The organism is Salegentibacter mishustinae, from assembly GCF_002900095.1.
GTDB lineage: Bacteria > Bacteroidota > Bacteroidia > Flavobacteriales > Flavobacteriaceae > Salegentibacter > Salegentibacter mishustinae.
This window is the reverse complement of sequence record NZ_LLKN01000002.1, coordinates 173316-188066: the sequence shown is the minus strand read 5'-3', so window position 1 is coordinate 188066 and position 14751 is coordinate 173316. Positions and strand designations below refer to the sequence as shown.

Sequence of the window (14751 nt, the reverse complement as noted above, 5' to 3'; positions counted from 1 at the left end):
AATTGAGGCACAATTATTTGAAGCTGTCAACTTCAGTTAGACTCAGCTTGTTGTTGTCATTGATAATTTCATTGAGTTCCACTGCGCAGGAAACCCCACAGGACACTACTGATACGGGGTATACTTTGGGTGAAATTGCCCTGCCAGATTCTGAGCTTATTTCTTCTTTCTATGAATACGATCCTATCCTGGACCGCTATATTTACCGCGAAAAATTAGGGGATTTAGATCTTTCTATTCCATTAATTTTAACTCCTCAAGAATATGAAGATCTTGTTTTAGATGAAGAAATGCGGAATTATTTTAAGCGGAAGATTGATGCGCAAGCCGGCCGAAAAGAAGGTTCAGAGGAAATTCAGCGAGATCTACTGCCAGATTTTTACGTAAATAATAATTTTTTTGAAAGTGTTTTTGGAGGTTCAGAAATTAATATCGTTCCGCAGGGGACGGTAGAGATGGATCTGGGGTTGCTGTATACAAAACAGGATAATCCGGCTTTCTCCCCACGAAACCGCAGTAATCTCACTTTTGATTTTGACCAGCGTATAAGTCTTAGTTTACTAGGACAAATTGGAAAGCGTCTGCAAATTACCGCCAATTACGATACTCAGTCAACTTTCGATTTTCAGAATCAATTAAAGCTTGAGTATACGCCAACTGAAGATGACATAGTTCGAAAAATTGAAGTGGGTAATGTGAATATGCCGCTTAACAATGCGTTAATGCAGGGAGCGCAAAGTTTATTTGGATTTAAAACTGAATTGCAATTTGGGAAAACCCGAATTACCGGCGTGTTTTCTGAACAAAAATCAGAGCGTCGTACCGTAAATGTTGAAGGTGGTGCCGCGGTAGAAGATTTTGAGAAATTTGCGCTGGATTACGATCAGGATCGTCACTTTTTTCTTTCGCATTATTTTAGGGATCATTATGATGAGGCTCTTGAAGATTATCCTTTTATCAACGCAAATATTCAAATAAAAAGGGTTCAGGTTTGGGTGACCAATCGTACCAATAATGTGCAGAATCTTACAGATACCCGTAATATAGTCGGGATTCAGGATCTAGGAGAAACAAACGAGCCCGGCAATATAGGTCTTGATAATATTCCCGCCGGTTTCTTCAACCAGCCCGCTGGAAGTTTTCCAGATAATGCCAATAACGATTTTAATCCCTTCGGAATAGATGGTTCCACAGAATCTGTTTTAACACCTGCTATTCGTGACGTGGCTACCGTAGATAATGGTTTTGGCGGGGTGCAGGTTTCTGAGGGTCTGGATTATGTGAAATTGGAGAATGCCCGCCAATTACAGCCTAATGAATACAGCTTAAATACCCAATTAGGATATATCTCCTTAAATCAACGCTTAAGTAACGACGAAATTCTTGCGGTTGCTTTTCAATATACGGTGAATGGGGAAGTTTACCAGGTGGGAGAGTTCGCCAATGATGGTGTAAATGCTACGGGAGATAATATTGTTGGTCAAGACCCAATGGAGCCTAGCTCTAACCAACGGGTAAACCGAAACCTGGTAGTTAAAATGCTTAAAAGCACCATTACCAATGTAGATGAACCGGTTTGGGATTTAATGATGAAGAATATTTATAGTCTTGGAGCTTATCAATTGGAGCGCGAAGATTTCAGGTTAAATATTCTATATACAGATCCACAACCTCTAAATTATATAAAACCGGCTGGAGATGGCTCTGTTCCTCTTCCGGAAGATGTTAGCGAAACTCCGCTGCTTCGTGTTTTTAATTTAGATAAACTGAATAATAATAATGATCCCATAAATGGCGGAGATGGTTTCTTTGATTATGTCCCCGGCCTCACTATAGATCCGCAAACCGGAAATATTATTTTCACCACGGTAGAACCTTTCGGGCAGCATTTATTTGATGAGTTGGATAATTCTCCAAATACCGGGACAGAAGATTATAATAATCCTGAAACCTGGAATGCCAACCAGCAAAAATATGTTTTTAGGTCTTTATACCGAACTACAAAAACCCAGGCAGAACAGGAAGATGCCGATAAAAATAAATTTCAGTTAAAGGGAAGATATAAATCTGGAGAAGTTGAAGGAATTCCAATTGGTTTTAACCTTCCGCCGGGATCTGTTACCGTAACCGCTGGAGGAAGAGTTTTGCAGGAAGGTGTAGATTATGTGGTGAATTATGAACTTGGGAGAGTGCAGATTCTTGATGAAGCTTTACTGGCTTCAGATATTCCAATCCAGGTTAATACTGAAAATAATGCCTTGTTTGGGCAGCAAACCAAGCGTTTTACCGGGATTAATGTAGAGCACCAGTTTAATGAAAACTTTTTAGTAGGTGCTACTTTTCTAAATCTTAAGGAACGTCCGCTTACTCAAAAAGCGAATTATAGTTACGAGCCTATAAACAACTCTATATTCGGATTTAATGTAAACTATTCTACCGAAGTTCCTTTGTTTACCAGGATGGTAAATAAACTGCCAAATATTGATACCGATGTGCCTTCTAATTTCTCTGTAACCGGGGAGTTTGCTTATTTACAACCGGGAGCGCCTGCAATTAATGATTTTCAGGGAGAGGCAACAACATATATAGATGATTTTGAAGCAGCGCAAACTACCATAGATATTAGTTCCCCGCTTAGTTGGGAATTAAGTAGTGTGCCTTTAGGTTTTGGTGGTGAATTGGCGAATGGTGATAATAGGGTAGGGTACAAACGTGCAGGTTTATCCTGGTACACTATAGATCCAATTTTTTATAGCAGTAATCGCCCCGATGGAATTACAGATAATAATATTTCAAACTATGCTACAAGAAGAGTGGCACTTAGTGAGATATTCCCAAATACCGATGTAGTGCAGGGGCAGCCGCAGGTAGTTTATACGATGGATGTGGCTTATTTCCCTACAGAACGTGGTCCTTATAATTTTAATCCCCTGGCTACCCAAGGTGCTTTGCCAAATCCTTCTCAAAATTTTGGAGGAATTATGCGCGGTATAAATACCACGAATTTTGAGCAAAGTAATGTGGAGTTTATAGAGTTTTGGGTGATGGATCCTTATATCTACTCCGAAAATAGTGGGAATTCAGCCGGGACTATTAATTTTAATTTGGGAAATATTTCTGAAGATGTCCTAAAAGATGGGCGTAAGCAGTTTGAAAATGGTCTGCCACCAAGTGGCGGTACAGAAAATACTATAGAAACAGAGGTTGCTAAAGTTCCGGCAGATCAATCCCTGATTTATGCTTTTGATACTGAAGGGGAACAACGTACCAATCAGGATGTAGGTTACGATGGATTTTCAGATGCGCAGGAAGCTTTAAAATTCCCGGAATTCAGCAATTTTCCCGATCCTGCGGCAGATAATTACGAGTATTTTCTTAATACTACAGGAGACATTGTTACTCGTTATAAAAACTATAATGGCCCCGATGGAAATTCGCCTCCGGAAGTTGGAGATACCAATAGGGGAAATACCACTTTACCTACTACAGAAGATGTGAATCGTGACAACACGATGAATACCATAGATAGTTATTTTGAATACGAAATACCTTTTTTTCCGGGTATGGGTATTGAAAACAACCAATATATTACCGACGAAAAAGAACTTGTTACCACGCTCAGAAACGGCAACGAACTTCCGGTGCGTTGGCTTCAGTTCAAAATTCCTATTTACGAACCCACAGATGCAAAAGGCGGTATAGCAGATTACAGGTCTATACGTTTTATGAGGATGTTTCTTAGCGGATTTCAGGAAAGAACTTTATTGCGCTTTGGGACTATGGAATTGGTAAGGGGAGATTACCGAAGATATAATCGCGGATTAAGAGACAGAAATATTCTTCCTGAAAATCAGAATACACTTTTTGAAGTTTCAGCGGTAAATATCGAGGAAAATGAAAATAGAGAGCCGGTGCCTTATGTGTTGCCTCCGGGAGTTATTAGGGAAGAGCTTTTCGAAAACAATACTAATATCAGGCAAAATGAACAATCGCTTTCACTTAGGGTTTGTGATTTAGAACCGCAGGATGCCAGAGCGGTTTATAAGAATTTTCAGTTAGATATGCGACAGTATAAGAAACTGGAAATGTTTTTACACGCTGAATCTCTACCGAATAGAACTCCGTTAAAAGACGGCCAGTTGGTTGCTTTTATTAGAATGGGAACCGATTTTACCGATAATTACTATCAAATTGAAGTGCCCTTAAGTCCTACCGCTTTTGGCGCAATGACCGCTGAAGAAATTTGGCCGGCGGGAAATAGAATGGAGTTACCGTTAGATTTATTACAACGTGTAAAAACAAGTGTATTAGGTGATCCAGCCTTAAATGCAGGAGAGTTAAATTTCTTTACCGAGAATTTAGATTTAGTAGATGAAGAAGAATCCTATGAAATGGATCAACTACGCCTGGGAATTAAGGGTAATCCAAGTTTTGGTAATGTTAGAGTGCTAATGCTAGGTTTAAAGAACGGAACGCCAACCAACGGCGTCCAGGATCTATGTGGAGAAGTTTGGTTTAACGAACTAAGACTTTCAGACCTGGATAATGAAGGTGGTTGGGCAACCATCATTAATATGGATACCAACCTGGCCGATTTTGCTACCGTAGCCGCCACCGGTAGAAAAAGCACGGTAGGATTTGGAACTATAGAACAGGGACCAAATCAGCGAAGCAGGGAAAATTCCCAGCAATACGACGTAGTTACTAATATTAATGCCGGCCAGTTACTTCCGGAAAAATGGGGTGTAAAGATTCCTTTTAATTATAGTAGGGGAGAAGAATTAATTACTCCAAAATACGACCAGGAATTTTTAGATTTAGAACTAGAAACGCGACTTGCAGATATTGTTGATCCTGCCGAAAGAGAACAGGTTAAACGGCAATCTCAATCTTACACCAAGCGGCAAAGCGTGAATATAATTGGTTTGCGAAAAGAACGTACGGGCGAAGCAAAGCCCATGCCTTACGATATTGAGAATTTTGCTTTTACCACTTCTTATAACCAGGTAGATCATCGGGATTTTGAAATTGAAGAATCTCTGAATCAAAATGTGCGGGCGGGTGCTACATACGAGTTTAATTTCGAGCCGAAGCAAGTAGAGCCTTTTAAGAATGTTTCGGCCTTAGATAGTAGTGATTATTATTCGCTTGTTAGAGATTTTAATGTGAACTTATTACCTTCTAATATAAATGCGAGTTCTACTATTCTAAGACAATATAATGAGCAGAAATTTAGATCACTGGAACTTTCAGACGAAGATTTAGGGATTCCTACCCTTTACCAGCGTAACTATTTGTTCAATTGGGAATATGGCATAAATTATAATCTTACAAATTCCCTAAGCTTTGCTTTTAACGCTTCAAATAATAGAATTGTTAGAAACTACATAGATGAAGATGGTTTTGCCGATAACTCTATTGGAGTTTGGGATAATTTTTTCAGTATTGGTACTCCAGATTTGCATTACCAGAATTTGCAGGTGAATTACGATCTCCCTTTTGATAAAATCCCGGTGCTGGATTTTATAAATGCAACTTATTCTTATACCGGCGATTTCCAATGGCAACGCGGTTCCAGGATCTACGAAAACCTGGAAGGCATTCCCGATATTGGAAATAGCGTTCAGAATTCAAGTTCTCACCAGATAAATGCTAATCTTGATATGGAAGCATTGTATTCTTATTTGGGGCTGGAAAAGAAAGATGGTAGAGGCGGTCAAACAATAAAACAGCGTAGTGCGGGTGTGCCCACGCTAGACGGAACGCCTCGAGATGAGCAGCGAACACAGAATGCTGAAGTTGTTGAAAAAACCAGTAAGGGCTATAATACTTTTGTAGATTTTGTAACTGTTTTAAGCAGGTTGCAAATAAACTACCGGCAAAATGAAGGAACTTTTCTGCCCGGTTATACTCCGAGTGTTGGTTTTATGGGAACTCTGCAGCCAAGTACAAGCTTTACTTTTGGGTGGCAGGATGAGGTAAGGTACCAGGCAGCCAGGAGAGGCTGGTTAACGTTATTTCAAAATTTCAATCAGCAATATTCTACTTTAAAGAACGAGCAATTAGATTTGCAGGCTTCCCTGGATATTATTCCAGATCTCACTGTAGATATAAGTGCTAATAGAAATTATTCAGAGAATTATTCAGAAAATTATAGAGTAAACCCAACTACCCTGGAGTATATTCCATTGACGCCATATAACTACGGAAACTTCAACATTTCTACTATTCTTATAAAAACAGCCTTTAATCAATCTAACGAGCAATCTTCAGAAACTTTTGAAAGTTTTAGGGAGAATCGTTTAGAAATAGCCCAAAGATTAGCCCGGGAGCGTGGTTTAGATCCTAATGATGTAGATGAAGACGGTTACCCGGTAGGAATAGGGAAAACAAACCAGGCTGTATTACTTCCTGCATTTGTTTCGGCTTACGCAGGGAAAGATCCAGAAGATGTGAAGTTAGGAGCATTTAGAGATATGCCTTTGCCTAATTGGAATATGAAATATACCGGGTTGATGCGTATTGGTTGGTTTAGAGATAAATTTAGAAGATTTTCTATAAACCACGGTTATCAATCTAACTATACCATCAACCAGTTTCAAACAAACCTGGATTATGATCCCGATAACGAATTTGATACTAACCAGGCCGGAGATTTTAAGAATCCAATCCTCTATTCCAACATTGTTTTAACCGAATTATTCACTCCGTTATTCCGTTTAGACCTGGAAACAAAGAACGCCATTCAATTATTGGCAGAGGTAAGAAAAGACCGAATGCTTTCCCTGAGTTTTGATAATAATTTATTGACTGAAACTACCGGAAATGAATACATAGTTGGTGCCGGGTACAGAATTAAAGATTTAAAAATTGCCACCGGTCTGGGGGGAAGAAATAGAATTTTAAGTAGCGATCTTAATTTTAAAGCTGATGTTTCTTTTAGGAGGAATAAAAGTATCATCAGGTATTTAGATTTAGAAACCAGCCAGGTGATTGCCGGGCAGGATATTTGGCGTCTAAATTTCACAACAGATTATGCTATTTCCAGTAATTTAACAGCCATATTCTACTACGAGCATAACTTCTCTGAATATGCTGTTTCTACTGCTTTTCCGCAAACAACAATAAGATCTGGAATAACCCTTAGATATAATTTCGGAAATTAATTGAGCCTTGTTTGAAGTATTGCTTTAAAAAATTAACTTTGCTCTAATATAAAATAGAACTAATGAATATTCCACAAGAATTAAAGTACACTAAAGACCACGAATGGATTAGGGTAGAAGGTGATACAGTTACCATCGGTATTACAGATTTCGCTCAAAGCGAATTGGGAGATATCGTTTATGTAGAGGTAGAAACTCTGGATGAAATCTTGGATAAAGAAGAGGTTTTTGGTACTGTAGAAGCTGTAAAAACTGTTTCAGACCTTTATTTGCCAATATCAGGAAAGATAATTGAGTTTAATGAAAGCCTTGAAGACGAACCGGAAAAGGTAAATTCAGATCCTTACGGAGAAGGTTGGATGATTAAAGTGAAATTTTCTGATGAATCTCAGTTGGAAGAGCTTTTAAGTGCAGATGCCTATAAAGAAATTCTTGGTAGCTAGAATAGCCTTATTTGTAGCCGTTTTCTATACTATCTTACTTACGGTTTCCTCTTTAGTGAAACTTGGTAAAATTAGCGTTGGAAGTTTTAGTCCTACAGATAAACTTTTACATCTTGGAGCTTATTTTGGGTTGTTGGTATTGTGGAAGGTATATTTTATGTTGAAAAATAAGCCTAAAAGTACTTATAAAAACAATCTATTTAAAATAGCGGGCCTCGCAGTACTGTTTGGTATGTTAATTGAGGTTTTACAAGGTGTGCTCACCAGTTATCGCGAGCCAGATTGGTTCGATATCCTGGCTAATACCGCTGGAATTTTACTTGCTGTTGTTATCTTTCTTTTCTTTGAAAAGAGTCTAAAAAGGTTAAATAGTAAGATTAATTTAATTTTTTAGAAAAAATATTTAATTTAGCAATCCTTATTAATCAATAACCTATTATGGAACCAAAGAAAAATCCAAAAGCCGATTTAAAGAGAAAGAGCGTGCTGTTTCTCCAGTTGGGGCTTGTCCTGGTCCTGTTAATTACCTGGCGTGCTATTGAATGGAAGACTTACGACAAGGAAGCCATTGATACCGGTCAGTTAGATATGGACGATCTAGACGATGAAGAAATCCCAATTACAGAGATGCAGAATACGCCTCCACCGCCACCACCTCCGCCTCCGGCACCAGAGGTTATTGAAGTTGTAGAAGATGAGGAAGAGGTAGAAGAGGATGAGATTGAGTCTACAGAAACAAATCTTGATGAGATTGTAGAAGTAGAGGAAGTTGTTGAGGCGCCTACAGAAGAAGAGGTCGAAGATGTACCTTTTGCTGTTATTGAAGATGTGCCAATTTTCCCAGGTTGCGAAAACCTAAGCAACAACGAAGAGCGTAAGCAATGTATGAGCCAAAAGATCAGTCAGTTTGTAAACCGTAACTTTGACACCGATCTTGGTGCAGAGCTTGGTCTTTCTGGTGTAAACAGGGTAATCGTTCAGTTTAAAATTGATGAAAAAGGAAATATTACCAATGTAATGTCTCGTGCTCCTCACCCAAGGTTAGAGCAGGAAGCAGCAAGAGTAATTAATAAATTGCCTAAAATGCAACCAGGTAAACAAAGAGGTAAAGCAGTAGGAGTTATGTACTCTTTACCAATTGTATTCCAGGTGCAGGACTAATAAAAGTTCTTATATAGATTTAAATCCCGGGCTCGCCCCGGGATTTTTTATTTTTAGCTGGTTTACTCTATTCAAAAAATGTATATTTCCAGGGTGTAACCAATCTTTCCCCAATTTAAGTATGAAGAGCTACCTGTTTCTTCTGATTTTATTATTCTGTATTAATTTAAATTCTCAGGCTCAGGGTGATACCCAACGCTTTCCGGAGTTTCCTCAATGTGAAAATGTAGATTTCGAAAATAAATCGGTGTGTTTTAAAAATACCTTGAGGGAGTTTATTCTCGATAATTATAAGGTTCCTTCAGAAGTTATTAAAGAGGATTACCGGGGAGAAATTACTGTGATTTTTGAAGTTGATGAAAATGGGGATTTTGCAATTATTTATACTGAGGCAGGGTATACCGAGTTAAAAGAAGAAATGCAGCGTGTTTTTGATTTGCTTCCCCAAATTAAGCCAGCTACCTATAACGCCAGGCCTGTTTTTGTTCAATTTAAAATGCCGGTAAAAATTCCGTTATCATTAAATACTGGACAATTAGAGCAAACTTCCAGAAGTAATTATAAAGTGGAAACTGAAATTGTTCAACTTGAAAAAGAAAATGATCTCACCAATGAATATGATGAAATTCAATCGGGAGAATTTACACGGCCACGTTATGAAAGTCAGATAAACATTCCGCTTTCCCACGAATATTATAGCCGGTTTGATGCCGAATTCAATAAAATAGGGGTAAACACCCACGCGGCGTCAAAACCCTTGTTATTTTCTGAAGTTTCAAAATATTACGATTTTAAGGCTGAAGAAAATAAAATGCTTAAAGATGTGAATTCCTGGTTTGGGCGTAAACTCTTAAACGAACACCTGGTTCAATATCAAACGGAAGATTACTGGTTTACCCTTGATTTTGCATTAGATCTTCAGTTGGGTAAGGATTTTCAGCAAACAGAATTCGACTTTACTTATAATAATACCCGGGCGCTAATTTTCCAGGGTGGTTTAGGAAGAAACTTTAATTTCTATACGGTAGCCTATGAAAACCAGGGCAGGTTTGCCGATTATTATAACCGCTTTGCAGAGTCTTTAAGGCCAGATGGCGGCGATCCGGCCATAATCCCTGGAAGAGGAATTGCAAAACCATTTATGGACGAGGGCTACGATTATCCAGTGGCCGAAGGTTATTTGTCTTACACTCCAAATAAATTCTTCAACCTGCAATTTGGTCACGGTAAAAATTTTATTGGAGACGGCTATCGCTCGCTTTTAATGAGTGATAATGCTTCCCCATATCCTTATTTTAAACTCAATACCACGTTTTGGAAGTTAAAATACACCAATACCTGGATGTCTTTGCGCGATGTGAGACCGGCAGTTACAGAAAATGGTTCCTTTAGAACAAAATATATGGCCAACCATTATTTAAGTTATAATGTTACTAAAAGACTTAATATTGGTTTGTTTGAATCTGTAGTTTGGGAAAATGATAATAATCGTGGTTTCGATTTAAATTATTTGAACCCGATTATATTTTACCGGGCCATAGAATTTTCTACCGGGGCCCGCGGCGGAAATGCAATAATTGGTCTTACTTCAAAATATAAGTTTTCAGATGAAATTAACGTGTATGGTCAAATGATTATAGATGAATTCTCTACCTCTGATGTGTTCGGTGGGAACCAAAGCTGGAAAAACAAACTTGGATATCAATTAGGAGTAAAATATTTTGATGCTTTCAAAATTCCCGGCTTATTTCTACAGGTAGAATATAACCAGGTGAGGCCTTATACATATTCCCATAATACAGGAGTTTTAAATTATGGGCATAATAATCAGTCTATGGCTCATTTATGGGGTGCTAATTTTAGAGAAATTCTTGCTATTGCACGTTATAAAAAAGATCGGTGGTATGGAAATGCTAAGGTGATTTACGGCAAAAGAGGTTTTGATTATAATATGGCAACCAATCAGGCTGCTTATGGCGGAGATATTTATACCAGTGAGCGTCAGCGACCTTTTGATACGGGTGTAGAAATAGGCCAGGGGAATACCACTATTTCTTTATTTTCCAGTATTGAGGCTGGTTATATTGTGAACCCGGCGACCAATCTTAAGTTGTACGGAAGTTTTATTTATCGATCTTTTGATCCTGATATAAAAACTGCCCAAACTTTTGAAAATACTACAAGCTGGCTAAATTTCGGAATTAGGACAGATATTTTTAATTGGTATTATGATTATTAAATACTTCATTTCTTCAATTTTTTTCTGAATATTATATCAAATCGCTAAGTGCTGAAAATTAACATTTTTGCCCCCTTGCCAAAACCCAATTAAGGAGTATCTTTGCGCCAATTGAAAAAACCTATTTTTGAGCAGCACCGGTGTACATACTTCCTCGGCTTCTATCCTAACAGACTTTAAAGAAATTACCAAGGTACGGCTTGCTGTAAGCGTGGTGTTTTCCTCGGTTGCGGGTTATTTTTTGGGCGCCGATAATATAGATTTTGTTACTGTCTTTTTGTTAGCTATTGGCGGTTACTTTATGGTTGGCGCTTCAAATGCATACAACCAGGTTATAGAACGTAATTTGGATGCGCTTATGGATCGCACCAAAAACCGGCCAATTCCCGATGGAAGAATGTCGGTGAGTACCGCGTTTTTAATCGCCAGCGTTTTTACAATTTCAGGACTTATAGTACTATATATTATTAACCCTAAAACCGCGATGTTTGGGGCTATAAGTATATTTATATATGTAAGTGTATATACTCCGCTAAAGACTAAAACCCCGTTATCGGTATTTGTGGGGGCTATTCCGGGAGCAATCCCTTTTATGTTGGGTTGGGTAGCAGCCACTGGAAATTTTAGTATAGAACCCGGCACTTTATTTATGATTCAATTCTTCTGGCAATTCCCGCATTTTTGGGCTATTGGCTGGTGGTTGTATGACGATTATAAGAAAGGTGGATTCTTTATGTTGCCTACCGGAAAACGGGATAGAGGAACCGCAATTCAAATTATTCTTTATTCTGTTTGGACTGTTTTAGTATCATTAATTCCGGTGTTTGGGGTTACAGGGAAACTTTTTCTAACTCCTGTTGCAGGTGCAATTATTCTTTTGTTGGGTCTGGGAATGCTTTATTATGCATTCAAATTGTATAAAGAGAAAACTGCCCAGGCAGCTAAAAAATTAATGTTTGCGAGTGTATCTTATATTACGCTGCTACAAATAGTATATGTTTTAGATAAATTTATAAGACAATGGATTTAACTCAGGGTGCTGAAAAGCACAAATACGACCGGGCCAAAAAGATGATGCTCTGGTTTGGGATAATTAGCATGATTATGACCTTTGGTGGTTTAACCAGTGCTTATGTTGTGAGTAAAACAAGACCAGACTGGCTAACGGAATTTGAACTGCCAAATGCTTTCTTTTGGAGTACACTTGTTATAGTATTGAGTAGTGTGACTTTTATTCTTGCTAAACAAAGTATTTTATCTGGAAATCGCAGAAATGCTTCAGCTATGTTAATTGGCACACTGGTGCTTGCTGTGCTGTTTGTGGTCTTTCAGTTTAATGGTTTTTCAGAAATTATAGCTAACGGATATTACTTTACCGGAAGCGAAAGTAGTATTACTACTTCTTTTATTTATGTGTTGGTTTTGGTGCATATGGTGCACCTGCTGGCAGGTATAATCACGCTTTTAGTAGTAATTTATAACCATTTTAAACAACGTTATAAAAAAGGTCAAATGCTTGGTATTGAGCTAGGTGCGACTTTTTGGCATTTTGTTGATCTTATGTGGATATACCTGTTTGTATTTTTATATTTCTTTAGATAATAAAATTGCGTATTTTTGCGCAATACTTAAAATTTAAATACTCTTCTATGGAAGCTACTGTTGTTAGAACAGGCACCGAAGGTAAAACCTGGGGTGGTGGAAATGAACCTTTAAAGGCCAGTTACGGCAAATTGATGATGTGGTTTTTTATCACTTCCGATGCACTTACCTTCTCTGGTTTTCTTGCAGCTTATGGGTTCTCCCGCTTTAAATTTATAGACTCCTGGCCAATTGCCGACGAAGTGTTTAATCACTTTCCATTTTTACACGGTGTAGATGCACCAATGTATTATGTGGCCTTGATGACCTTTATACTTATCTTTTCTTCTGTGACGATGGTATTGGCAGTAGATGCCGGCCACCAGTTAAAGAAAGGAAAAGTTACTTTTTATATGTTTCTTACCATAATTGGTGGGATTATTTTCCTTGGTTCTCAAGCCTGGGAATGGAAAAATTTCATTAATGGTACTTATGGCGCTGTTTATACTAAAGGGGGTAATATTTTGCAATTTATTGATGGCGATGGTCATCGAGTAGCTCTTTCAGATATCGCTGTTCCGGAAGCTTCAGTTCGAGTAGAGCATGAAGCCAGTAATGGAATCTGGTTTGAAAGCGAAAAATCTTTACCATCTTATTCTATAGAAGAAGTAAAGGCAGGTTTCGGTGAAAATTCAGACCTCTTAATAAGAACTCAAATGGTGAACGAAGAAGGTGAAAAAACCATTCTTTCTCGCGAAGAGTCTATTGCTAAATTAAATAGTGAAGCCGTTGGCGTGGTAGAAGGAGCTAATCTTACGCGTAACGAATACGGCCCGCCATTGTTTGCCGATTTCTTTTTCTTTATTACTGGTTTCCACGGTTTCCACGTTTTTTCAGGAGTAGTGATCAACATCATTATTTTCTTTAACGTAATCCTTGGAACTTATGAGCGTAGAGGTAATTATGAGATGGTAGAGAAAGTTGGTCTTTACTGGCACTTTGTAGATTTAGTTTGGGTATTTGTTTTTACATTCTTTTACCTGGTTTAATTTTAGAAATAAATAAAAATGGCACACGATACAGCACATCATCACGAATCTAATACAAAGAGGATCTGGACGGTATTTGTAATCCTTTCCGTTATAACCATAGTTGAAGTTATTTTAGGAATTATAAAGCCTCATTTTCTTACAGATACTTCTTTTTTAAGTATGTCGCTCCTTAACTGGATCTTCATCATATTAACAATTTACAAAGCCTATTATATCGCCTGGGCGTTTATGCACCTGGAAGGAGAAACTAAAGGCTTGCGACGTGCAATAGTTTGGACGTCAATTTTCCTTATTAGTTACCTTATTTTTATCCTGCTAACCGAAGGTGGTTATATCTACGAGGTTTATAAAACTAACCACGTTGCCTGGGATTTTTAAGGAAAGGCTTTAAAAGTTAAAAATGTATAGAAAGGCGGTTTTGTTAAACCGTCTTTTTATTTTTGCACCACTTTTATATACAGGATATGAAAAAGTTTTTTGTGCTTTTGGTGCTCTTTGCACTGCCCATTATCGCTTATATGTTTTTTGCTTCGGGGCAAAATAATTTCGCCAAATTACCTGTTTTAACCGAAAATGTTAAGGATGTTTCTGAATTTGAAGATCTAGAGGGGAATTCAGTTAGTTTGGAAGATAAAATTAGCATTGTGGCTTTCTTTGGGGAAAATCTTGATGATCTCAAAGGCAATACCTTTAATCTTGATCAAAAAATCCTGGAGAAATATTACGAATTCAATGATTTTCAGTTTGTGGTAGTGCTTCCCAGCGAAGCCCGGGAAGAGGCCAAAAAATTTAAGGATGAATTTAGTGGTATTTCTGAAACCGAAAAATGGAAATTCATTTTTGGTTCTCCCGCAGAAATAAAAGAAACCTTTAAAAGCTTCGATACACCTCATACTTTGGAAAGAACTTATACTCCCTATGTTTTTATTGTAGACAAAGATCTTAATTTAAGAGGTAGGGATGATGATGAGGATTTTGGAAAAGTTTACGGTTATGACTCTCGCTCGGTGGCAGAATTGAGCGATAAAATGAATGATGACGTAAAAGTAATTCTTGCCGAATACCGGTTAGCTTTAAAAAAGAATAACGCCGAAAGAAAAAATAATTGA

At 37.9% G+C, this 14751-nt stretch carries 10 protein-coding genes; all 10 read left to right on the top strand.

Annotated features, from left to right (window positions below; genetic code table 11):
* Window positions 1-23: 23 nt before the first annotated feature.
* The 10 genes from sov to APB85_RS03700 all read left to right on the top strand — a co-directional run bounded on the left by sov (window position 24) and on the right by APB85_RS03700 (window position 14751).
* Window positions 24-7166: a T9SS outer membrane translocon Sov/SprA gene (gene sov / locus APB85_RS03745; protein WP_444544509.1), complete on the top strand. Its 7143-nt coding sequence runs from the start codon at window positions 24-26 to the stop codon at window positions 7164-7166.
* Window positions 7167-7228: 62 nt separating this feature from the next.
* A complete protein-coding gene (gcvH, locus tag APB85_RS03740) occupies window positions 7229-7609 on the top strand; it encodes a glycine cleavage system protein GcvH (RefSeq protein WP_057482878.1) in 381 nt (126 codons plus the stop codon).
* Window positions 7599-8003 (top strand): VanZ family protein, encoded by a 405-nt coding sequence (locus APB85_RS03735; RefSeq protein WP_229792207.1) that lies wholly within the window; start codon window positions 7599-7601, stop codon window positions 8001-8003. The genes gcvH and APB85_RS03735 overlap by 11 nt, the downstream gene beginning before the upstream one ends.
* Window positions 8004-8047: 44 nt before the next feature.
* The gene (locus tag APB85_RS03730; RefSeq protein WP_057482879.1) at window positions 8048-8770 is read left to right on the top strand and encodes an energy transducer TonB; all 723 of its coding nucleotides are present in this window, start codon (window positions 8048-8050) and stop codon (window positions 8768-8770) included.
* A 121-nt stretch (window positions 8771-8891) separates the two neighbouring features.
* Window positions 8892-11009 (top strand): hypothetical protein, encoded by a 2118-nt coding sequence (locus APB85_RS03725; RefSeq protein WP_057482880.1) that lies wholly within the window; start codon window positions 8892-8894, stop codon window positions 11007-11009.
* Window positions 11010-11136: 127 nt separating this feature from the next.
* Entirely contained in the window at window positions 11137-12039 is a 903-nt protein-coding gene (cyoE, locus tag APB85_RS03720) for a heme o synthase (RefSeq protein WP_057482881.1), read from the top strand.
* Window positions 12030-12611, top strand: coding sequence for a cytochrome c oxidase subunit 3 (locus tag APB85_RS03715; RefSeq protein ID WP_057482882.1), 582 nt, complete (start codon window positions 12030-12032; stop codon window positions 12609-12611). Before cyoE ends, APB85_RS03715 begins: the two co-directional genes overlap by 10 nt.
* A gap of 47 nt (window positions 12612-12658) precedes the next feature.
* Window positions 12659-13639 carry a cytochrome c oxidase subunit 3 gene (locus tag APB85_RS03710; RefSeq protein ID WP_057482883.1) on the top strand — a complete coding sequence of 327 codons (981 nt, stop codon included), beginning with the start codon at window positions 12659-12661 and terminating at the stop codon, window positions 13637-13639.
* An 18-nt stretch (window positions 13640-13657) separates the two neighbouring features.
* Window positions 13658-14020, top strand: a complete 363-nt coding sequence (locus APB85_RS03705) for a cytochrome C oxidase subunit IV family protein (protein WP_057482884.1) — start codon at window positions 13658-13660, stop codon at window positions 14018-14020.
* A gap of 86 nt (window positions 14021-14106) precedes the next feature.
* Window positions 14107-14751 carry a hypothetical protein gene (locus APB85_RS03700; protein WP_057482885.1) on the top strand — a complete coding sequence of 215 codons (645 nt, stop codon included), beginning with the start codon at window positions 14107-14109 and terminating at the stop codon, window positions 14749-14751.